Annotated in this window: 19 protein-coding genes; 9 read left to right on the top strand and 10 right to left on the bottom strand. The window is 62.6% G+C overall.

Annotation, left to right across the window (positions count from 1 at the left end):
- Positions 1 to 25: 25 nt before the first annotated feature.
- Positions 26 to 574 (bottom strand): CNP1-like family protein, encoded by a 549-nt coding sequence (locus KTQ42_RS11600; protein WP_217345640.1) that lies wholly within the window; start codon positions 572 to 574, stop codon positions 26 to 28.
- Positions 575 to 581: 7 nt separating this feature from the next.
- On the bottom strand, positions 582 to 1,202 hold the full coding sequence (locus tag KTQ42_RS11595) for an RNA pyrophosphohydrolase (protein ID WP_217345639.1): 621 nt from the start codon (positions 1,200 to 1,202) through the stop codon (positions 582 to 584).
- Positions 1,203 to 1,389: 187 nt separating this feature from the next.
- Here KTQ42_RS11595 and KTQ42_RS11590 point away from each other — a divergent pair, with 187 nt between their 5' ends.
- Positions 1,390 to 3,120 (top strand): proline--tRNA ligase, encoded by a 1,731-nt coding sequence (locus KTQ42_RS11590; protein WP_217345638.1) that lies wholly within the window; start codon positions 1,390 to 1,392, stop codon positions 3,118 to 3,120.
- Between the two features lie 29 nt (positions 3,121 to 3,149).
- Positions 3,150 to 3,752, top strand: a complete 603-nt coding sequence (locus KTQ42_RS11585) for a lytic transglycosylase domain-containing protein (RefSeq protein WP_217345637.1) — start codon at positions 3,150 to 3,152, stop codon at positions 3,750 to 3,752.
- Positions 3,753 to 3,832: 80 nt separating this feature from the next.
- Here the strand turns inward: KTQ42_RS11585 and KTQ42_RS11580 are convergent, their stop codons facing one another.
- A complete protein-coding gene (locus KTQ42_RS11580) occupies positions 3,833 to 4,267 on the bottom strand; it encodes an SWIB/MDM2 domain-containing protein (protein WP_194711625.1) in 435 nt (144 codons plus the stop codon).
- Positions 4,268 to 4,471: 204 nt separating this feature from the next.
- Positions 4,472 to 5,839: a signal recognition particle protein gene (ffh, locus tag KTQ42_RS11575; protein WP_217345636.1), complete on the bottom strand. Its 1,368-nt coding sequence runs from the start codon at positions 5,837 to 5,839 to the stop codon at positions 4,472 to 4,474.
- 140 nt (positions 5,840 to 5,979) lie between these two features.
- Here ffh and ccsA point away from each other — a divergent pair, with 140 nt between their 5' ends.
- The 6 genes from ccsA to KTQ42_RS11545 all read left to right on the top strand — a co-directional run bounded on the left by ccsA (position 5,980) and on the right by KTQ42_RS11545 (position 13,907).
- A complete protein-coding gene (gene ccsA / locus KTQ42_RS11570) occupies positions 5,980 to 6,786 on the top strand; it encodes a cytochrome c biogenesis protein CcsA (protein ID WP_217345635.1) in 807 nt (268 codons plus the stop codon).
- Positions 6,783 to 7,013: a PP0621 family protein gene (locus KTQ42_RS11565; protein ID WP_217345634.1), complete on the top strand. Its 231-nt coding sequence runs from the start codon at positions 6,783 to 6,785 to the stop codon at positions 7,011 to 7,013. The genes ccsA and KTQ42_RS11565 overlap by 4 nt, the downstream gene beginning before the upstream one ends.
- Before the next feature lie 3 nt (positions 7,014 to 7,016).
- Positions 7,017 to 8,642 carry an ATP-binding protein gene (locus KTQ42_RS11560; protein WP_217345633.1) on the top strand — a complete coding sequence of 542 codons (1,626 nt, stop codon included), beginning with the start codon at positions 7,017 to 7,019 and terminating at the stop codon, positions 8,640 to 8,642.
- A gap of 5 nt (positions 8,643 to 8,647) precedes the next feature.
- Positions 8,648 to 10,087 (top strand): sigma-54 dependent transcriptional regulator, encoded by a 1,440-nt coding sequence (locus tag KTQ42_RS11555; protein ID WP_217345632.1) that lies wholly within the window; start codon positions 8,648 to 8,650, stop codon positions 10,085 to 10,087.
- Positions 10,080 to 10,694: a 1,6-anhydro-N-acetylmuramyl-L-alanine amidase AmpD gene (gene ampD, locus KTQ42_RS11550; protein WP_249222731.1), complete on the top strand. Its 615-nt coding sequence runs from the start codon at positions 10,080 to 10,082 to the stop codon at positions 10,692 to 10,694. The genes KTQ42_RS11555 and ampD overlap by 8 nt, the downstream gene beginning before the upstream one ends.
- Positions 10,695 to 10,985: 291 nt before the next feature.
- Positions 10,986 to 13,907, top strand: coding sequence for a ribonucleoside-diphosphate reductase subunit alpha (locus tag KTQ42_RS11545; protein ID WP_217345631.1), 2,922 nt, complete (start codon positions 10,986 to 10,988; stop codon positions 13,905 to 13,907).
- Positions 13,908 to 14,817: 910 nt separating this feature from the next.
- Here the strand turns inward: KTQ42_RS11545 and KTQ42_RS11540 are convergent.
- Positions 14,818 to 15,192 carry a hypothetical protein gene (locus KTQ42_RS11540; protein ID WP_217345630.1) on the bottom strand — a complete coding sequence of 125 codons (375 nt, stop codon included), beginning with the start codon at positions 15,190 to 15,192 and terminating at the stop codon, positions 14,818 to 14,820.
- A gap of 108 nt (positions 15,193 to 15,300) precedes the next feature.
- Here KTQ42_RS11540 and KTQ42_RS11535 point away from each other — a divergent pair, with 108 nt between their 5' ends.
- On the top strand, positions 15,301 to 15,900 hold the full coding sequence (locus KTQ42_RS11535) for a type 1 glutamine amidotransferase domain-containing protein (RefSeq protein ID WP_217345629.1): 600 nt from the start codon (positions 15,301 to 15,303) through the stop codon (positions 15,898 to 15,900).
- 63 nt (positions 15,901 to 15,963) lie between these two features.
- Here KTQ42_RS11535 and KTQ42_RS11530 read toward each other — a convergent pair whose 3' ends face one another.
- The 5 genes from KTQ42_RS11530 to holA form a co-directional block, all read right to left on the bottom strand.
- On the bottom strand, positions 15,964 to 17,169 hold the full coding sequence (locus KTQ42_RS11530) for a class I SAM-dependent RNA methyltransferase (protein ID WP_249222730.1): 1,206 nt from the start codon (positions 17,167 to 17,169) through the stop codon (positions 15,964 to 15,966).
- A 76-nt stretch (positions 17,170 to 17,245) separates the two neighbouring features.
- The gene (locus KTQ42_RS11525; RefSeq protein WP_217345628.1) at positions 17,246 to 17,851 is read right to left on the bottom strand and encodes a 2-hydroxychromene-2-carboxylate isomerase; all 606 of its coding nucleotides are present in this window, start codon (positions 17,849 to 17,851) and stop codon (positions 17,246 to 17,248) included.
- A 15-nt stretch (positions 17,852 to 17,866) separates the two neighbouring features.
- Positions 17,867 to 18,295 (bottom strand): CopD family protein, encoded by a 429-nt coding sequence (locus KTQ42_RS11520; protein ID WP_217345627.1) that lies wholly within the window; start codon positions 18,293 to 18,295, stop codon positions 17,867 to 17,869.
- 32 nt (positions 18,296 to 18,327) lie between these two features.
- Positions 18,328 to 19,593: a glutamate-5-semialdehyde dehydrogenase gene (locus KTQ42_RS11515; RefSeq protein WP_217345626.1), complete on the bottom strand. Its 1,266-nt coding sequence runs from the start codon at positions 19,591 to 19,593 to the stop codon at positions 18,328 to 18,330.
- A 31-nt stretch (positions 19,594 to 19,624) separates the two neighbouring features.
- Positions 19,625 to 20,650 carry a DNA polymerase III subunit delta gene (holA, locus tag KTQ42_RS11510; RefSeq protein WP_217345625.1) on the bottom strand — a complete coding sequence of 342 codons (1,026 nt, stop codon included), beginning with the start codon at positions 20,648 to 20,650 and terminating at the stop codon, positions 19,625 to 19,627.
- Positions 20,651 to 20,655: the final 5 nt, after the last annotated feature.

The following is a 20,655-nucleotide window of genomic DNA, read 5'->3' as shown; positions in this document are numbered from 1 at the left end:
GCGCCGCGACTTTTATGGGGTCTGGTCAGCCGCCTGTCTTCGGCGTAATGGGTTGGTTGTTGCGTAGCCTTCTGAGCAAGGTTTCGCGATCGCCAGCAACCGCCTGGCTCTCACAGAAAAAATCGACTGCCAGAACGCCGTGCTGGCGATTTGCCGCGTTGCGAACAATCCGTTCCCACTGGTCGTGCCGGGAGCGTGACCAGGTGCCGTCGTCGCGGCCGTAGGCGTAAGACTTCTTTTCAAAGCTTGCGCACCGAATGCCTTCATAGCTGATGTTTCTTGCGCCACTCGGGCTGGTCGACACCAGCGTGAACCGGATCACGCCATCCTTGCCAATACTGAGTGATTTCTCATCCAGGGCAAATGTCTGGGTGGCGGTGGCGCTGACGTAGAAGGGAATCAGATTTTCAGACGCGGGCGACGACGGAAGTTGCACGGCGATTTCCTGCCATGTCTTTCCCGAGTCGTCGAAGTCCTCTTCAAACTGGGATTGTGAAAACGCTGGCGGAATACACACAAAAACCGCCAGCGCAGCCGCGGCCAGAATGGCCGGGCCACGATGGTTCAGGGACATGTAAAACTCACTTGTTGTTGGTTTCGGTGACGATCAGCGTCACTTTTTCCCGCGTTTCGCAAAGTTCAGGCAGTTTGTGCTGTTCGCATGCCTGCATGCCATTCTCAACCGGCTGGCGCAGATAGCGCGCCGGATGACGGTGGCTACTATGGCCGGAACGATGCAAAAAGCGTGACAGTTCCTGCAATGCCCGCTGATATACCTCGCGCTTGAATTCAATCACCACATCGAGCGGCACCCAGTAGTTGTGCCACCGCCATGCGTCGAACTCGGGATGGTCGGTCATGCGCAGGTTGACGTCACAGTCGCGCCCGGTCATGCGCAGCAGAAACCAGATCTGCTTCTGTCCACGATAGTGTCCACGGATTTCGCGCTTGATGAAATGGTCGGGCACTTCATAGCGCAACCAGTCGCGGGTACGGCCGATGATCTTGACGTGCGACGCTTTCAGTCCGACTTCTTCTTCAAGCTCGCGGTACATTGCCTGCTCGGGTGTTTCTCCAAATTTAATCCCGCCTTGCGGGAACTGCCACGAATGTTCGCGCACTCGCTTTCCCCACCACACTTCGTTATGTGTGTTGAGAAGAATGATGCCGACGTTCGGGCGGAAGCCTTCACGGTCCAGCATGTTGCACCTCAATTTTTCTGCGGCTACCTGTTCTGCATTTGCATATCAATCGTTCTGGCTGTCGCTTTCTGCTGCGACAGGGTGATGCTGCAACGAGCAATCGGGCAAAGAGTAGGCACAGGCAACCAGCTAATCCTTTAAAATTGAGTTGATTATAACCCTCTCTTTTTAAAAAGAATTCACCGTTATGCGCGCCTCACGTTTTTTTGTATCAACCCTCAAGGAAGCCCCATCGGACGCCGAGATCGTCAGCCACAAGCTGATGATGCGCGCCGGTATGATCAAGCGTCTGGGGTCCGGCATCTATACCTACATGCCCATGGGCCTGCGGGTAATACGCAAGGTGGAAGCCATTGTCCGCGAGGAAATGAACCGTGCGGGCGCGGTGGAGTTGCTGATGCCGGTGGTGCAACCCGCGGAGCTGTGGCAGGAAACCGGGCGCTGGGACAAGATGGGCCCTGAACTGATGCGGGTGAAAGACCGTCACGGACGCGACTATGCGATCCAGCCGACCTCGGAAGAAGTCATCACCGACGTGGCGCGCACCGAAATTCGCTCCTACCGGCAGTTGCCCGTCAATTTTTACCATATCCAGACCAAGTTCCGTGACGAGCGCCGCCCACGCTTCGGCCTGATGCGCGGACGTGAATTCACGATGAAGGATGCCTATTCCTTCGACCGCGACGTGGAAGGCATGCAGCGCTCCTATCAGCAGATGTATGACGCGTATGTCAGCATCTTCAACCGTTTCGGGCTGCAGTTCCGCGCGGTGGCTGCCGACAATGGCGCTATTGGCGGCTCCGGTTCGCATGAATTCCATGTGATCGCCGACACCGGAGAAGATGCGCTGGTCTATTGCCCGAGTTCGGATTACGCCGCCAACATCGAGGCGGCGGAAGCGCCGGCGCTGCTGGCTGTGCGCAATGCGCCTTCCCAACCCCTGACCAAGACCGCGACGCCGGGCAAGGCCCGTTGCGAAGACGTGGCCGAGCTGCTTGGGCTGCCTTTGGCGCAGACCGTGAAATCGATCGTGCTGGCTCGCGACGCCGAGGAAGAGGGCGGCGAAAAGGAAGTATGGCTGTTGCTGCTGCGCGGCGACCATGAACTGAATGAAGTGAAGGCATCCAAGGTGCCGGGGCTGGGCGCTTACCGCTTTGCCTCCGAATCGGAAATCATCGAGTGGTTTGGCACCAAGCCTGGCTACCTTGGCCCGATCGGCACCGCCAAGCCGGTCAGGATCGTGGCTGACCGCACGGTCGCCAATATGAGCGATTTCGTCTGCGGCGCCAACGAGGAAGGATTTCACTACACCGGCGCCAACTGGGGCCGCGATATCGCAGAACCCGTTGTCTGCGACCTGCGCAATGTCGTCGAAGGCGACGCATCGCCAGACGGCAAAGGCGTGCTCGCGATTCAGCGCGGCATTGAGGTCGGCCATGTGTTCCAGCTCGGCACCCGCTATTCGGAAGACATGAAAGCTACCTTTCTTGACGTCAATGGCAAGCCGGCGCTGATGCAGATGGGTTGCTACGGCATCGGCATTACCCGCATCCTTGGCGCTGCCATCGAACAGAACTTCGACGACAAGGGCATCATCTGGCCGGTATCGATCGCGCCGTTTGAAGTGGTGCTGTGCCCGATGGGCTATGACCGCAGCGAGATGGTCAAGGCCGAGACCGACCGGCTGTACGCTGCCTTGCAGGCTGCCGGCGTCGATGTGATCGTTGACGACCGCGGCGAGCGTCCGGGCGTGATGTTCGCCGACTGGGAACTGATCGGCGTGCCGCATCGCGTCGTGATCGGCGAGCGCGGACTGAAGGAAGGCAGCCTGGAATACCAGGGACGGCGCGATACCGCCGCCACGCCGATTGCGCTGGCCGACATGACTGCCTTCATCCAGGACAAGCTGCGGGCGTGAACCAGGCGGCGCAAGGCCGGAGACTGCTGTTGCGGCTTCTTCTGGCCTCCGGTGGCGGCGCCGGCCTCGGCCTTGCAGCCGACAGCCATGCCGGCAATCAGAAGGAGGAAGCGCTTGCCGATTCGGTCCGGGTGGCACTGTCGCGCGCCATCACCGATTCGGCGCCGCCCAAGGTGCGTATCGATGATATCGACCAGCGCATCAAGTATTTGAATTGGCTGGCCGACATGTCCGAGCGCCTGGCGCGGCGGCTGCCGGACCGCCAGGTTCGCATCGAGTTTCTGGAAACCCTGTGGTATGAATCCACACGCGCCGGGCTGGCGCCAGACCTGGTGCTGGGCCTGGTGCAGGTCGAATCGGCATTCCGGAAATATGCGGTATCCCATGCCGGCGCCCGTGGCTACATGCAGGTAATGCCTTTCTGGACCAGAGTCATCGGCGACGGCGATCCTGCCAAGCTTTTTCACATGCAGACCAACCTGCGTTACGGCTGCTCGATACTGCGGCTGTATATCGATATGGAGCGCGGCGATCTGTTCCTTGCGCTGGGCCGCTATAACGGCAGCCGCGGCAGGCCGGAGTATCCGAATGCGGTGCAAAGCGCATGGAAGCAATGGGAACTAAAGCGTTAGAAGGATTTCAGCTGGTCAGTGATTGATGCATAAACAAAAACGCCCGCGCAAGCGGGCGTTTTTGTTTGGCTCCTGAGAGATTATTTCAGGTGGCCGGAAATGAGTTTCGTCATCTCGAACATCGATACCTGCTTCTTGCCGCCAAAGACTGCCTTCAATTTGTCATCTGCGTTGATGTTGCGCTTGTTGGCTTCATCCTGCAGCTTGTTCTTCTTGATGTAGTCCCAGACCTTCTTGGTGACTTCAGTGCGCGGCAACGGCGCATTGCCAACAACGGCGGCCAGCGTATCGGACGGCGTCAGTGGCTTCATGAATGCGGCATTGGGGGTGCGCGGGCTGGCGGACTTGGCTGCCTTGGCGGCAGTCTTGCCGGCGGCTTTTTTCGCTACCGGAGCGCTGGAAGATTTTTTTGCGGGTGCTGCTTTTGCTGCCGGGCTCTTGCTGGAAGCTGCGGTTTTTGCAGCTGACTTCTTGGCGGCCGGTTTAGTGGCTGCTGATTTTTTGGCTGTTGCCATCTTCGAACCTCCTCACTATAGCGTTAAAAAAATTGCGCCATGTCACGCATCGCTAATAGTGGTTGCCTTTTGCAAGGTACGCAAGTGTTTTTTACAACTATATGGCCGCAAAATCGCATTGCGGCCACAGCTGCTTCTTCATAGGGAAAACGGGGCTTGCGGGAGGTCGTTTTGCCGGCCTCGCGGCCGGCTTCGCGGGGTGTTTCAGCGCATGCCGGGCATCATGCCTTTCATGCTGCGCATCATCTTCATCATGCCGCCGCCCTTGAGCTTCTTCATCATCGATTGCATCTGGTCGAACTGCGCCAGCATGCGGTTGACTTCCTGCACCGGCACGCCGGCGCCGGCGGCGATGCGGCGCTTGCGCGAGGCCTTGATGAGTTCGGGCTTGCTGCGTTCCTGTGCCGTCATCGAGTTGATGATGCCTTCCATGCGCCGTACCTGCTTCTCGGCCTGGTCCATGTTGGCGCCGCTGGCGGCCTGCTGGAACTGGGCCGGCAGCTTGTCCATCAGGTTGGACAGGCCGCCCATTTTCTTCATCTGGCCTAATTGCGCCTTGAAGTCGTTGAGGTCGAACTTGCCGCCGCCCTTGATCTTGTCCGCCAGGCCCTGCGCAGCGGCAACGTCGACGCCCTTGCGCGCCTCTTCCACCAGGGCCAGGATGTCGCCCATGCCCAGGATGCGGTTGGCCATGCGCTGCGCGTCGAATGCTTCCAGGCCGTCGAGCTTCTCGGCCACGCCGGCGAACTTGATCGGCTTGCCGGTGATGTGCCGCACCGACAGCGCCGCGCCGCCGCGGGCATCACCGTCGAGCTTGGTCAGCACGATGCCGGTCAGCGGCAGTGCTTCGTTGAAGGCGCGTGCGGTATTGATGGCGTCCTGGCCCAGCATGGCGTCGACCACGAACAGGGTTTCGATCGGCTTGACGGCGGCATGCAGCGCGCTGATTTCCTGCATCATGGCTTCATCGATGCCGAGGCGACCCGCGGTATCGATGATCAGCACATCATGGAAATGACGTCTTGCATGGTCGAGCGCGGCGCGGGCGATGTCGACCGGCTTGTCGGTGGGTTGCGAAGGGAAGAAGTCGGCGCCGACCTGGGCAGTGACGGTTTGCAGCTGCCCGATGGCGGCCGGACGATAGACGTCGGTCGACACGGTCAGGACCTTTTTCTTCTTTTGCTCGCGCAGGTATTTGGCCAGCTTGCCCACGGTGGTGGTCTTGCCGGCGCCCTGCAGGCCGGCCATCAGGATAATGGCGGGCGGCTGGGTGGCGAAATTGAGCTGGCTGGCTTCGGGGCCGAGATCGGCCCCCATCAGCTTGGCCAGCTGGTCCTGGACCACGCCCACCAGGGCCTGGCCGGGCGTGAGCGATCCGATCACTTCCTCTCCCAGCGCTTTTTCCTTCACGCGCGCAATGAATTCACGCACCGCCGGCAGCGCGACGTCGGCTTCCAGCAGCGCCAGCCGCACTTCGCGCAGCATGTCGGCGGTATTGGCTTCGGTCAGGCGGGCTTCGCCGCGCATGGTCTTGACCACTTTGGCAAGACGTTGAGTCAGGTTGTCAAGCATGGGAACGATTCTGTATAGGAAAGGGGAGGGGCGAACATCTAAAGAGAGTCGCATTTTACCCGATGCGGCGGCTGGAAAATCAGGCAGGGCAACAGTAAAGCGGCAGGCAGCCGCTGCGGCACATGGTGTAAACTTGCGCGATGCAAAATTCCCTTTTCTTCCTGGCTGCCCTGATCTATCTGGTGTGCGCCGTGCTGCCGGCGCGGCAGCGCACCGCAATCGCCGCCGGCACGCTGCTCGCCTGGCTGGTCCATGGCGGCGCGCTGTGGACGGACATGGTGGTGCCGGGCTCGTTGCGGCTGGGTTTTGCGGTGATCCTGTCGGCCACATTATGGATATCGGTTGCGGCCTACTGGCTGGAAAACCGCAACTTCTCGCTCGACAGCCTGCGGGTTCTGGTCTTGCCGAGCGCGGCGGTGGCCGTGGTGCTGCCGGCCCTGTTCCCGGGCAGCCTGGTGGCCCTGCAGGACAAGCCGGTGCTGTATGGCTGGCATATCGCCATCGCCATCATGGCCTACAGCTCGCTGACGATAGCCGCCTTTCATGCGGTGCTGATGGCGGTGCAGGAAGCCAGCCTGCATACCCGTCCCGGCGGCCGGCCAGGCTGGTTCGCGGCCATGATAGAACGCCTGCCGGCGCTGCTGACCATGGAGCGGCTTCTGTTCCGGATGATTGGCTTCGGCTTCGCGCTGCTGACCCTGACCGTGCTGTCCGGCATTGTCTTTTCCGAGGAATTGTTTGGCCAGGCAATGCGCTGGGACCATAAAACCATCTTCACCCTGCTTTCCTGGCTGCTGTTCGGTTCGCTTCTCGCCGGCCGGCACTGGCGCGGATGGCGCGGCAAGACCGCGCTCAGCTTTACCCTGTCTGGCTTTGCCACGCTGCTGCTGGCCTATGTCGGCAGCCGTTTCGTGCTGGAAGTGGTGCTGCACCGGGGACTGGCATGAAATTCCTGATATGGGGCGTGGTGCTTGCGCTCGTGATCTTCTGGCTGCTCAGGCCAAAGGCAAAGCCGGTGCCGCAGCGCAAGCCGCCGGCCGCGGTGGACGCCCCCGAAGCGATGCTGCAATGCGCTGAATGCGGCATGCACTTCCCGTCTTCGGAAGCCCTGCCCGCATCAACCGGCGAGGTGTTCTGTTGCGAAGAACACCGGCGTCATCATGCGTCGCGCTGAAGGATGAGCGCTGTCGCCGGCAGCCTGCGGCCAAGCAATCGGGAAACCCTCTGGCGCACGCTGCAAACCTTTAACGTCACCCGGATCGCCATCGCCGTGGTCCTGCTGGCCTATCTCAGCATCAATGCCCGCCAGGGTTTCTGGATGGTGGAGGGATTTCTCTACCGGCAGATCTGTGGCGTCTATCTTGCGCTTGCCGTGGGCCTGGGTGTTGTCACGATCTGGCGCCGCCAGCGCCTGCTGCTGCAGCTTACCGTGGGCGTGCTGGCCGATATCATTTTCATCAGCACGCTTTATGTGGCCGCTGGCGGCGCCCGGAGCGGCCTTGCCATCCTCTATCTGTTTCCGCTGGCCGGCAGCGCGGTTCTGGCACCGATGGTGCTGGCGCTGTTTTTCACGGCGCTGGCGGCGCTGGCCATGCTGCTCGAAAGCGCCTATCAACTGCTTAACTTTCCTGCCGAGTCAACGATTTCCCAGGCCGGGCTGTATGGCGCCGCATTCTTCTCCGCCGTCTATGTGTTGAACCGGCTGGCGGGCCGGCTGATACGGCAGGAGCAGCTGGCGACGCAGCACCACGAGGGGCTGCAGACGCAGCAGGCGATCAACCAGCTGGTCATTGCCGACATGGGCGATGGCGTGCTGGTCATGGGCACGGATACGACGATTTTCATCGTCAATCCGGCCGCCGAGCGCATGCTGGGCCTGTCCGGTTCCGCTGCGCAGGGCCGCCTGGTCGACATCGAGTGGCTGGCGCCGGTGGCCGATGCCTACCATGCCTGGGCCGGCAATAGCGCCGCTGCGCTGGCATTCGTGATGCTCAAGCCGGCGGAAGAGCGGATGACGCATCTTCGGCTGCGCTTTGCCAGCACCGGCGCCACCGGCAACGAGCGCATCGTGGTGTTCCTGCAGGATGTGGGCGAGATTGAAAACCGGGCGCAGGAACTGAAGCTGGCGTCCATGGGCCGCCTGACTGCCAGCATCGCCCATGAAGTGCGCAACCCGCTGTCGGCCATCTCCCATGCCAATTCCCTCATCGCCGAGGATGCCACCGACCCCGTGCAACTGCGCCTGGTCAACATCATCAATGACAACGTCAGCCGCCTGAACCGGATGATCGAGGACATTCTGCGGCTCTCGCGCAAGGCGCAGCCAGGCAATGAACCGGTGCGGCTGGCGGCGCTGGTGCCGCAGATGGTGGAGGAATTCCGCGACGCGCAGGCGCTGCGGCCCGGCCTGATTCATGTGGGCATGCTGGATGACTGCAAGGTGCTGTTCGATCCGCTGCATCTGCGCGAAGTGATCGTCAACCTGCTGTCCAATGCGCTGCGCTACGCCAGCGGCCAGGATGCGTCGATCCGGCTGTTCATGGTCACCGGATCGGCGCAGCGGCGCGAATTGCATGTGCAGGACGACGGCGCCGCCATCACACCCCAGGTGCGGGCGCATCTGTTCGAGCCCTTCTACACCACGTCGAGCAAGGGCACCGGCCTGGGCCTGTATGTGGCGCGCGAACTCTGCATGAACAATGGCGCCATGCTCGACTATGAATACCGCAGCGACGCCTGGAATCAGGCGCCGGCCCAAGCCAGCGGCCGCTTTGTGATTACCCTAGCCACTCCCGACGCCTGAACGCCATGCCACCACCCCGCATATTAATCGTCGACGATGAAGCAGACCTGCGCGAACTGCTCGACATCACCTTTCTGAAAATGGGGCTGGACAGCGACTGCGCCGCCACCTTGGCAGAGGCCAGGAATTACCTGGCGCGCAATGCCTATGCGATGGTATTGACAGACATGCGCCTGCCCGACGGCCTGGGCATCGAGCTGGTGCGCGAAGTCGCAGCCGGCTACCGCAACACGCCGATTGCCGTAATCACCGCCTTTGGCAGCGCCGACAATGCGGTGGCGGCGCTGAAGGCGGGCGCTTTTGATTACCTGTCCAAGCCGGTTGCGCTGGACCAGTTGCGCGTCATGGTGCAGTCAGCCCTGAAACTGGCGCCGGCGGCGGCCACCCCGGCTGCCGCGCCCTCCGGGGCGGCAGGGCCGGCATTGCGGCTGCTGGGCGAATCGGAGGCGCTGCGCAATGTGCGCACCCAGATCGTACGGCTGGCGCGCAGCATGGCGCCGGTGGCCATTACCGGCGAATCGGGCTCGGGCAAGGAACTGGCGGCCCGCGATATCCATGCGCAAAGCGCGCGGGCCGACAAGCCGTTTGTTGCGGTCAATTGCGGCGCCATTCCGGAAGCGCTGATGGAAGCCGAGTTCTTTGGCTACCGCAAGGGCGCCTTCACCGGCGCCGCCGAGGATCGCGACGGCTTCTTCCAGGCAGCCAATGGCGGCACGTTGATGCTCGACGAGGTGGCTGATCTGCCGCTGCCGATGCAGGTCAAGCTGCTGCGCGCCATCCAGGAACGCCGGGTGCGCAAGGTCGGCTCGACGGTGGAGGAGCCGGTGGATGTGCGATTGATCAGCGCAACCCATCAGAACCTGGCTGCCTGCGTCGAGGCCGGCAAGTTCCGACAGGACCTGTACTACCGGCTCAATGTGATTGAACTCGGCCTGCCGCCGCTGCGCGAGCGCAAGGATGATATCGGCCTGCTGGCACAGGCTGTGCTGCAGCGGCTGACCGGTTCGACGCAGACCCGATTGTCCCCAGCCGCGCTGGATGCACTGCTGGCGCACAGCTTTCCCGGGAATGTGCGTGAGCTGGAAAATGTGCTGGAACGGGCGCTGGCCTTTGCCAGTGGAGACACGATAGAGCCGCAGGACCTGGCGCTGAAGCCGGCGACGCCTGCGGCTGCCGGCGCTGCCACTGCGCCGAGAATCGAGCCCGTGCCTGAGGAAGCGACTGCGCCGACGCAGCCAGCGCCTGCTGAAACCTGGCCGCCGGCTGCGCCTGCCCCGCTGCCCGGCTCGCTGCCGGATCATCTGGACAAGGTGGAGCGCGCGCTGATCCGGGAAACGCTGATGCGAACGGCGAATAATCCGGCACAGGCCGCCAGCCTGCTCGGGCTGACGCTGCGCCAGCTGCGGTATCGCATGCAACGACTGGAGATGGGCGACGATGAATGAGTCCGCGTCATCCAGGGGCATGGTGCAGCTGTCCATTGATCCGGACGGCTGGTGCCCGCAGGCGAGGCGCCTGCCATCGCCGAACTTCGACGCCCGGCCGGCGGGCGTAGTGCCTCAATTGCTGGTAATCCATAACATCAGCTTGCCGCCTGACCAGTTTGGCGGCCCGTATATCGATGGCCTGTTTACCAACACCCTGGACCATGCGGTCCATCCGTATTTCGATCAGCTGCGTCCCCTGCGGGTCTCCGCTCATTTTCTGATTGATCGAAACGGGCTGGTGACACAATTCGTCGCGGCACATGCACGCGCCTGGCATGCCGGCCTGTCCAGCTTCGAGGGTCGGGATAAGTGTAATGATTTTTCGATCGGCATCGAACTCGAAGGCAGCGACTTCGTGCCGTTCGAAGCCGCGCAATACGACAGCCTGGCGGCACTGACACTTGCGCTGCGGCGTCGTTACAGCCTGCGGGCGGTGGCGGGGCATGAGCATATCGCGCCGGGTCGCAAGACCGATCCGGGGCCGTTTTTCGATTGGCTGCGCTACAGGCAGTCATGCTCTGCGGCAACGTACCTGCCGCCGCTGCGATTTGCCATGCTGGCCTGAAAGTCAAATTTTTTTGCGCTGTAACGTTGGGAAAACGCTATTGCATGTGTCCGCCCAACGCACTAGAATTAGTGCCTACTGCGTCAACCATCACTATATATAGTGTTTCATCTTTGGTGCAGATGGTGCGCCGCCATGGTGCCGATTCCGATGCGAGATCGTGCATTCGAAGCCGGCGGCGGCCCTTCCGGCAGCGACGTCATCTTCCGGAACACGTGCGACAGAGGTATGCCGCGCACGACAGACAGACCACCAAAACGCCCAGTCAACAATATCGATTCAGGAGGCCTCGTGTACTCATCCCAGGAAATTTCCAGCAAGACAGGCGCAGAACCGGCCGTCAATTCGTCCCTGTCCGCCGTTGCCGGCGTGATGCCCGCCAGCAATAATTCAGCGGATTACCGTATCCTGCGCCGAAATGGTGCGGTCGTCGGTTTCGAGCCCTCCAAGATCTCCATCGCCATGACCAAGGCGTTTCTGGCGGTCAATGGCGGCCATGGCGCCGCTTCCGCCCGTGTGCGTGAACTGGTCGAGCAACTGACCGACAGCGTGGTGGCTGCCCTGATGCGCCGCCAGCCGGCCGGCGGCACCTTCCATATCGAAGACGTGCAGGACCAGGTGGAACTGGCGCTGATGCGTTCCGGCGAGCATGACGTCGCCCGCGCCTACGTGCTGTACCGTGCCAAGCGCATGGAAGAGCGCGCGCAGCAGCAGGCCGCCCGTGCCGCCGTGCCTGGCGCGCCGCAACTGCATGTGATCGAAAGCGGCCAGCGCCGCCTGCTGGACATGGAACAGGTCCGCACCCTGATCACCGCCGCCTGCATCGGCCTGGAAAAGCATGTCGACGCCGAAGCCATCCTGGCTGAAACGGTAAAGAACCTGTACGACGGCGTGCCGGTGGAAGAACTGCACAAGTCAGCCATTTTGGCTGCCCGCGCGCTGATGGAAACGGACCCGGCCTACAGCCTGGTTACCGCACGCCTGTTGATGCACACCATCCGCAAGGAAGTGTTTGGCCAGGAAGTTGCCCAGGCCGACGCTGCCGCCCACTACCTGCAATACTTCCCGCGCTTCATCCAGAAGGGTATCGAAGCCGAACTGCTCGACACCAAACTGGCCGAGTTCGACCTCGACCGCCTGGCCAAGGCCATCAAGCCCGAGCGTGACCTGCAATTCGGCTATATCGGCCTGCAGACCCTGTATGACCGCTACTTCCTGCACATCCGCGACATCCGCATCGAAATGCCGCAGGCTTTCTACATGCGCGTGGCGATGGGCCTGTCGCTGAACGAAGCCAAGCGTGAAGAGCGCGCCATCGAGTTCTACAACCTGCTGTCGTCGTTCGACTTCATGAGCTCGACCCCGACCCTGTTCAACTCTGGGACGCTGCGCTCGCAGCTGTCTTCCTGCTACCTGACCACGGTGTCGGACGATCTAGAAGGCATTTACGAATCGATCAAGGACAATGCGCTGCTGGCCAAGTTCGCCGGCGGCCTGGGCAATGACTGGACCCCGGTGCGCGCGCTGGGTGCCCACATCAAGGGCACCAATGGCAAGAGCCAGGGCGTGGTGCCGTTCCTGAAGGTGGTCAACGACACCGCCGTGGCAGTGAATCAGGGCGGCAAGCGCAAGGGCGCAGTCTGCGCCTACCTGGAAACCTGGCACATGGACATCGAGGAATTCCTCGACCTGCGCAAGAACACCGGCGACGACCGCCGCCGCACCCACGACATGAACACCGCGAACTGGATTCCCGACCTGTTCATGAAGCGCGTGATGGAAAAGGGCGAGTGGACCCTGTTCTCGCCGAGCGACGTGCCGGACCTGCACGACAAGGTTGGCCGCGCCTTCGAGCAGGCCTACCTCGGCTATGAAGCCCGTGCTGCTAGCGGCGAACTGCGCCTGTTCAGGAAGGTCCAGGCGCTGGACCTGTGGCGCAAGATGCTGTCGATGCTGTTTGAAACCGGCCATCCCTGGATTACCTTCAAGGATCCGTGCAACATCCGCTCGCCACAGCAGCACGTGGGCGTGGTGCACAGCTCCAATCTCTGCACCGAGATTACCCTTAATACCAACGATGCCGAGATCGCAGTCTGCAACCTGGGTTCGGTCAACCTGCCGGCGCATATGAAGAATGGCCAGCTCGACCATGCCAAGCTGCAGCAGACCGTCCGCACCGCAATGCGCATGCTCGACAACGTGATCGACATCAACTACTACGCGGTGAAGAAGGCGCGCGACTCCAACATGCGCCATCGCCCGGTGGGCCTGGGCATCATGGGCTTCCAGGACTGCCTGCACATGATGCGGGTGCCGTATGCCTCCAACGCGGCAGTGGAATTTGCCGACCGTTCGATGGAAGCAGTCTGCTACTACGCCTACTATGCATCGACCGAACTGGCGGAAGAGCGCGGCCGCTACAGCACCTACCAGGGCTCGCTGTGGGACCGCGGCATCCTGCCGCAGGACTCGCTGAAGCTGCTGGCCGAAGAGCGCGGCGGCTACCTGGAAGTCGACGGCAGCTCCACCATGGACTGGAGCGCGCTGCGCGGCCGCATCGCCCAGCACGGCATGCGCAACTCCAACTGCGTGGCGATCGCGCCGACGGCGACGATTTCCAACATCATCGGCGTGTCGGCATGCATCGAGCCGACCTACCAGAACCTGTATGTGAAATCCAACCTGTCCGGCGAGTTCACCGAGATCAACGAGCACCTGGTGCGCGACCTGAAGGCGCGTGGCCTGTGGGATGAAGTGATGGTCTCCGACCTGAAATACTTCGACGGCAGCCTGGCCCGCATCGACCGCATCCCGCAGGACCTGCGCGAGCTGTATGCCACCGCGTTCGAAGTCGAGCCGAAGTGGCTGGTGGAAGCGGCGTCGCGTCGCCAGAAGTGGATCGACCAGGCGCAATCGCTCAACATCTACATGGCGGGCGCCTCGGGCAAGAAGCTCGATGAAACCTACAAGCTGGCATGGCTGCGTGGCCTGAAGACCACTTACTACCTGCGCACCATAGGCGCCACGCATACCGAGAAGTCCACCACCCGCACCGGCGCGCTGAATGCGGTCAACAGCGACGGCGGCGCGAGCGGCGGCCTGATGTCGCATGCGGCAGCAGCGGCGGCGATGGCAGCGCAGGAACCGGAAGGCCCGGCCTGCATGCTGCGTCCTGGTGATGATGGTTTCGAGGAATGCGAAGCTTGCCAGTAAGACAGGCAGTGAAGGCCTGAAACCGGCCTTCGGTTTTTCTGCCATGCCCCGTATTTCATTCAGGTTCAGGCCTGATGAAATGCGGGGCGTTTCTTTTTGTGCCTTGGTGCGCAGTTGGGCGCTGACGATGTCAGGGTACCGTGTCGAGATTGGTTGAAAGATTTACCGGGAAGGGGTTGCGTGGGCATTGCATGAGGCGACGGAAGCAGTTGCAGTTGCAGTTGCAGTTGGTTTTGACGTGGCCGTTCAAGTCCCCGTTGAGCGCGCCGTGGCGGCGGTGCCCCGAGCGGGAAAAGGTGCGGCGTCTGTTTGAGTGGAGCGCAGCGGAGCGAGTTTAGCCGCGCCCCGCTCGGGGCATCGCCGACACGGGCACCCTGCGTCAGCAGGGCGCGATCATCGGGGCCGCCTTTTTTGATTACTTTCTTGGCGGAGCAAAAAAGTGATCCGGCCGCCGGGACGGACTCCCGGCTTGTCTCCACGGCAGTGCAGCGGCGTTGCGTCACCCGGCGAGGCACGGGCAGCACTGTCGTCGTTGCCTTTGACGTTCGTCGTTACGCTGCGAACTGCGAACTGCGAACTGCGAACTGCGAACTGCGAACTGCGAACTGCGAACTGCGAACTGCAAAGTCAAAGGCAACTGCTGCTTCGCAGTGACGTCTTTACGCCTGATGACCCAATACGCATGTCCTTGCATCATGACCAGGCCGGGAGTTCGCCCCGGCAGGCGACCCTCTTTTTTGCTTCGCCAAAAAAGAGGGGCAAAAAAGGCGACCCGATGATCGCGCCCCGCTACCGCGGGGTCCCCGTGCCGTCGACGCCTGAAGCGGGGCGCGGCTGAACTCGCTACACTTCGTTTCGCTCAGACAGACGCCGCACCTTATCCGCTTCAGGCATCGCCGTCACGGCGCGCTCAACGGGACTTCACGGCCACGTCAAAGGCAACGGCAACGGCAACGTCAAAAGCAACGGCAACGGCAACGGCAACGGCAACGGCAACGGCAACGGCAACGGCAACGGCAACGGCAACGGCAACGGCAACGGCAACGGCAACGGCAACGGCAACGGCAACGGCAACGGCAACGGCAACGGCAACGGCAACGGCAACGGCAACGGCAACGGCAACAACAACGGCAACAACAACGGCAACAACAACGGCAACAACAACTGCAACGGCAACAACAACAACAACTGCAACGGCAACAACAACTGCAACGGCAACGGCAACAACAACTGCAACGGCAACAACAACTGCAACGGCAACAACAACTCTGTTGCGCCTAATCAAACCCCTATTCCTTAGCGGTCTGCGCAAGCCCGCCACCCATCTCCCGAACTTTTTCTTGCCCGCCGACTCCCTCGGAGTAGTCACCTATTTCAGCAGAAGGAGAAGCACATGGATCCGGCACTCAACGGACTGCACATCGCCATCCTCGTTACCGATGGCTTCGAGCAGGTTGAACTGACGCAACCCAAGGACGCGCTGGAAGGCGAGGGGGCGATTACCAAGATTATTTCCGACAAGCGCGGCATGGTGCAGGGCATGAACCATGACAAGCCGGCTGACCAGTTTCCGGTGGACCTGACCTTCGACGAAGCCTATTCGCAAGACTTCGATGCGGTGCTGCTGCCTGGTGGCGAAGTCAATTCGGCACGGATACGCAGCAACGAACTGGCGCAGAAGATCGTCAAAGGCATCAACGCGCAGGGCAAGCCGATCGCGGTGATCTGCCATGGCGCATGGCTGCTGGCGTCGGCCGGGCTGGTGCAGGGAAAGACCATGACCAGCCATCAGGACCTGGAGCAGGATCTCAAAAAGGCCGGCGTCAACTGGGTGGACCAGGAAGTGGTGGTGGATGGCAGCTGGGTCAGCAGCCGCAAGCCGGATGACATACCGGCATTCAATGCGCGCATGATCGACGTCTTCGGACAACGCATGCGCGACAGCGTGGCGGGGACGCCGGATGAGGGCGCTGTAGGGATTGCCTCGAGCTGATGCCAGGCTTGCCTGCCGCCACGATGCAGTCTGGCGGCAGGCAGGCAGGCAGGCAAACAGGCGTCAGGGCTTGGGCTTGGCTTCCTCGCGCCGGTTGAAGCCGGCGACCATGTCGAAACGGAACAGCCTGCATTCGATCGCGCCGTTGAAGAACGGCGTCTTGCGCGCTTCCTTCAGACGCAGCAGCTTGGGCAGGCCGAGGTCGGCGGTGAACAGGAATACTTTCCAGCCGGCGAAGCGCTGCTTGAGCGTGGTGCCGAAGGCGCTGAAGAAGGCAATCGCCATGTCGTCTTCCGGCATGGTGCTGTCGCCGCGCACGCCGATCCGCTCGCCATAGGGCGGGTTGGTGACCATATAGCCCGGCGCATCGCTGGGCGGCTTTACTTCCTGCGCTTCGATCTGCTTCAACGGCACCTCGAACGGAATGCCGGCGCGCTGCAGGTTGGCGCGGGTCATGGCCACCATGTCGCCCGAAATGTCGCTGCCGAAAATCGTGGGCACAGCCGGTAGCGGACGCGGCTTGACGCTGCCTTTCACCTGCCGCCATTCATCGGCGTTGAAGGGCGTGAACTTCTCGAATGCAAAGGAGCGGCGGGCGCCGGGGGGAATGCCGGCCAGCATTTGCGCAGCTTCGGCGAGGATGGTGCCCGAGCCGCACATCGGATCGAACAGCACTTCGCCGGGCTTCCATCCCGATACCCGCAGCAGGCCGGCGGCCAGGTTTTCGCGCAGCGGCGCGTCGCCGGTGTCGAGACGCCAGCCGCGCTTGAACAGTGCCTCGCCCGAGGTGTCGAGATAGAGCGTCACGGTGCGCGCGTCGATGAAGGCAAATACCCGCATGTCGGGCATGCGGGTGTTGACCGAAGGCCGCTTGCCGCAGAGGTCGCGGAAGCGGTCGCAGACGGCGTCCTTGATCTTCAGCGTGGTGAATTCCAGGCTCTTCAACGGCGACTTGATGGCGGTGACGTCGATACGGATCGTGTGATGCACCTCGAACCAGTCTTCCCAGGGCTGGGCCAGCGCCAGGTCGTAGACATCGTTTTCATTGAGATAGCTGGCATGCGCCACCCGCATCAATACCCGGGACGCGATGCGCGAATGCAGGTTGACCCGCATGGCGTCAGCCATCGTGCCCGAGCAATGCACGCCGCCCGGCACTTGCGTGTGGACCTTGAGCGTGGGCGAATAGCCTTGCGCGATCTCGTTGAGTTCTTCCGCCAGCGCGGCTTCCATGCCGCGCGGGCAGGGGCAAAAATAGGAATGGTTCATGGGGTACCCTTTATCCGTGGTGTTGCTGTGATGACTGTGATGGCCGTTGCGGCTTTCACAGCCCAGTGAAATGAAGTCAGTCCCTGCGGAAGGCGCGTTCGACGAAGTCGAGACGGTCCTGGCCCCAGTACGGCTCGCCGTCGACGACATACCATGGCGCGCCGAATACATTGGCGGCGATCGCGTCATCGGTGTAGCGCTGGTACTCGGCCTGCACTGCGGCCGTGGCGGCTGCTTTCATCAGGGCCGCGCCGTCGAACCCGGCCTCGCCGGCAATCGCGGCCAGCGTGGCGTCGTCGGCGATGTTGCGCTGCTCGGCCCAGACCGCGCTGCCGATGCGGCCGGTCAGGTCCATTGCCGCGTCATTGCCGTGCGCCAGCTTGGCGGCGATGATCAGGAAAGCCGCCGGGTCGCCGGCGACCGGGAAGAACTGCGGTTGCAGATGCAGCGGCTTGCCCAGATAACGGCTCCAGCGTTCCAGTTCCACCAGCCGGTAGGCCTGGCGCTGCGGCGCCCGCTTCGCCAGCGGCAGGCCGCCCGAGAGGCCGAACACCCGTCCCAGGTCGAATGGCCGCACGTCCACCTGCACCTGGTATTGCCGCACCAGATCGGCAAAGCGCTGGTGGCCCAGATAGACGTAAGGCGAGGGCGGAGCGAGATAGTAGGTGCAGGTTTGCGTCATGAAAGGCTCGGTTTCTCAAAAAGGTTTGACCACGACCAGGATGGTCACGGCAAGCAGGCCAATGACAGGGACTTCATTGAACCAGCGGTACCAGGTATGGCTGCGCGCATTGCGGCCGCCTTCGAACTTGCGCAGCAGCGAACCGCAGGCATGGTGGTAGCCAATCAGCAGCACCACCAGCGCCAGCTTGGCATGCAGCCAGCCATTGCCCGGCCCGCGGCCGATGCCGTAGCCCAGCCATAGCCAGAGGCCAAATACCAGCGCCACCACCATCAGGATGCCGGAGAAACGGTAGAGCTTTCTTGCCATCAGCAGCAGGCGATCGGTAGTGACCTTGTCTTCCGGCGCCACCATGGCCAGGTTGACGAAAATTCGCGGCAGGTAGAACAGGCCGGCGAACCAGGAGGCGACGAAGACGATGTGCAGCGATTTGACCCAGAGCATGCGGTAGGTGTTCCTTTCGTTGATCCGGGTGCTTACTTGCGCACTTCGCCGTGGCCGAACACGACGTACTTCAGCGAGGTCAGGCCTTCCAGGCCCACCGGGCCGCGGGCATGCAGCTTGTCGTTGGAAATGCCGATTTCCGCGCCCAGGCCATATTCGAAGCCGTCGGCGAAGCGGGTCGAGGCGTTCACCATCACCGAGGCGGAATCGACCTCGCGCAAGAAGCGCATCGCCCGGCTGTAGTTCTCGGTGACGATGGCGTCGGTATGCTTTGAGGAATGGGTGTTGATGTGGTCGATTGCCTCGTCCATGTCGTCGACCACCTTGACTGCCAGAATGGGCGCCAGGTACTCGGTCTGCCAGTCGGCCTCGCTGGCATGGGCCAGGTGCGGATAGCCGGCCAGCAGCGCATGCGCGGTTTCATCGGCGCGCAGTTCCACCTCCCGGGTGCGGTACAGCGCGGCCAGGCGCAGCAGGGCCTCGGGCGCGATTTCACGCGCCACCAGCAGGGTTTCCATGGTGTTGCAGGTGCCGTAGCGATGGCACTTGGCGTTGAAGGCAATCGCCAGCGCCTTTTCGATGTCGGCCTGGTCGTCGATATAGACATGGCAGATTCCGTCCAGATGCTTGATCATCGGCACCGTGGATTCCTGCATCAGCCGTTCGATCAGGCCCTTGCCGCCGCGCGGCACGATCACATCCACATACTGCGGCATGGTGATCAGCGCGCCGACCGCGGCACGGTCGGTGGTCTCGACGATCTGCACGCCATCGGCCGGCAGGCCGGCGCCGGCCATGCCTTCCTTCACCAGCCTGGCCAGCGCCTGGTTGCAATGGATGGCTTCCGAGCCGCCGCGCAGGATGGTCGCGTTGCCGCTCTTGATGCACAGGCCGGCCGCGTCCACCGTCACGTTGGGACGGGCTTCATAGATGATGCCGATCACGCCCAGCGGCACCCGCATCTGGCCGACCTGGATGCCGGTCGGGCGGAATTTCATGTTGGAGATCTCGCCGATCGGGTCGGGCAGGGCAACGATCTGCTCCAGGCCCTCGGCCATGGTGGCGATCGCCTGGTCCGACAGCGTCAGGCGGTCCAGCATGGCCGGCGCCAGGCCGGCGGCCCGGGCGGCTTCCAGGTCGCGCTGGTTGGCTGCCTTCAGTTGTTCGGCGTCGCGCCGGATCGCGGCCGCGATCAGCGACAGCGCCTGGTTCTTGGTGGCGGTGTCGGCGCGCGCCATGGCGCGCGATGCGGCGCGGGCGCGCTGGCCGACTTCACTCATGTACTGTTGGATGTCCATTTCTTTCCTCTTCAAATGCGGTGCGGCCGCTTCAGTGGGCGCGTCCGCGGGCCAGTTTCAGCGCCAGTTGCAGCAGCGCGTCCCAGGGGTCGCCGGAAAACGCCTTGACGCGCAGGCCCTTCACCATGCGGTCGATCTGCGCCGCGTCCTGCAGCGCTTCCCGCAGGAGCGACAGTGGCAGGCGGCGCAGGGCGCCTTCGGCCAGCCGTTCGCGCGGACCCCAGATCCGGTATTCCTTGAGCAACGCCGGCAGCGGCCTGCCCTGCGACAGCCCGGTCTGCAGCTTGAGCAGGGTGCGGATTTCCTCGGCCACCGCCCACAGCACCAACGGCAGCGCCTCGCCTTCGCCCTTCAGTCCTTCCAGCATGCGCACCAGGCGCGCCGCGTCGCCGGCCAGCATTGCCTCGCTCAGCTTGAACACATCATAGCGCGCCACATTCAGCACCGCGTCATGGATGGCCTCGAAGCTGAGCTTGCCGGGCGGGTGCAGCAGCGCCAGCTTCTGCAGTTCCTGGTGGGCCGCCAGCAGATTGCCTTCGACCCGCTCGACGATGAAGGCAATGCCGTCGCGGTCGGCGCTCTGCTGCTGCGCCGCCAGGCGCTGGCTAATCCAGTTGGGCAACTGTGCCCGGTCCACCAGCGGAATGTCGATGAAGACGCCGGCCTGCTGGAGTGTGGTCACCCACGCCGCCTTCTGGCTGGCCCAGTCCAGCTTGGGCAGGGTGATCAACGTCACATTGTCCGGGTTGAGCGCAGCCGCATAGGCCTGCAGCGCCTGGCCGCCGTCCTTGCCCGGCTTGCCGGTGGGTATGCGCAGCTCGATCAGCTTGCGTTCGCCGAACAGGGACTGGGACTGGCTGGCTGCCAGCAGCTCGCCCCATTTGAAGCTGCGCTCCACGCTCAGCACCTCGCGCTCGGCATAGCCCTGGACGCGGGCGCACTTGCGTATCTTGTCCGCCGCCTCCAGCGCCAGCAGATGCTCGTCGCTGGCGATCACGTACAGCGGCGCCAGGCTCTTGGCCAGATGCGCGTCCAGCGCGTCGATGCGCAATTGCATGGTGT

The organism is Noviherbaspirillum sp. L7-7A (assembly GCF_019052805.1).
Taxonomy (GTDB): Bacteria; Pseudomonadota; Gammaproteobacteria; order Burkholderiales; family Burkholderiaceae_D; genus Noviherbaspirillum_A.
Note: the sequence above shows the minus strand (reverse complement) of the source record. Positions and strands in the feature narration are given on the sequence as shown.

Excerpts from the sequence above, each read along its gene's own strand:
- KTQ42_RS11580 (WP_194711625.1), bottom strand. The coding sequence starts at position 4,267 with ATGGCAACAGCCAAAAAATCAGCAGCCACTAAACCGGCCGCCAAGAAG.
- KTQ42_RS11525 (WP_217345628.1), bottom strand. The coding sequence starts at position 17,851 with ATGACGCAAACCTGCACCTACTATCTCGCTCCGCCCTCGCCTTACGTC.
- ffh (WP_217345636.1), bottom strand. The coding sequence starts at position 5,839 with ATGCTTGACAACCTGACTCAACGTCTTGCCAAAGTGGTCAAGACCATG.
- KTQ42_RS11555 (WP_217345632.1), top strand. The coding sequence starts at position 8,648 with ATGCCACCACCCCGCATATTAATCGTCGACGATGAAGCAGACCTGCGC.
- KTQ42_RS11560 (WP_217345633.1), top strand. The coding sequence starts at position 7,017 with ATGAGCGCTGTCGCCGGCAGCCTGCGGCCAAGCAATCGGGAAACCCTC.
- holA (WP_217345625.1), bottom strand. The coding sequence starts at position 20,650 with ATGCAATTGCGCATCGACGCGCTGGACGCGCATCTGGCCAAGAGCCTG.
- KTQ42_RS11535 (WP_217345629.1), top strand. The coding sequence starts at position 15,301 with ATGGATCCGGCACTCAACGGACTGCACATCGCCATCCTCGTTACCGAT.
- ampD (WP_249222731.1), top strand. The coding sequence starts at position 10,080 with ATGAATGAGTCCGCGTCATCCAGGGGCATGGTGCAGCTGTCCATTGAT.
- KTQ42_RS11530 (WP_249222730.1), bottom strand. The coding sequence starts at position 17,169 with ATGAACCATTCCTATTTTTGCCCCTGCCCGCGCGGCATGGAAGCCGCG.
- KTQ42_RS11565 (WP_217345634.1), top strand. The coding sequence starts at position 6,783 with ATGAAATTCCTGATATGGGGCGTGGTGCTTGCGCTCGTGATCTTCTGG.
- KTQ42_RS11520 (WP_217345627.1), bottom strand. The coding sequence starts at position 18,295 with ATGCTCTGGGTCAAATCGCTGCACATCGTCTTCGTCGCCTCCTGGTTC.
- KTQ42_RS11590 (WP_217345638.1), top strand. The coding sequence starts at position 1,390 with ATGCGCGCCTCACGTTTTTTTGTATCAACCCTCAAGGAAGCCCCATCG.
- KTQ42_RS11515 (WP_217345626.1), bottom strand. The coding sequence starts at position 19,593 with ATGGACATCCAACAGTACATGAGTGAAGTCGGCCAGCGCGCCCGCGCC.
- KTQ42_RS11600 (WP_217345640.1), bottom strand. The coding sequence starts at position 574 with ATGTCCCTGAACCATCGTGGCCCGGCCATTCTGGCCGCGGCTGCGCTG.
- KTQ42_RS11595 (WP_217345639.1), bottom strand. The coding sequence starts at position 1,202 with ATGCTGGACCGTGAAGGCTTCCGCCCGAACGTCGGCATCATTCTTCTC.
- ccsA (WP_217345635.1), top strand. The coding sequence starts at position 5,980 with ATGCAAAATTCCCTTTTCTTCCTGGCTGCCCTGATCTATCTGGTGTGC.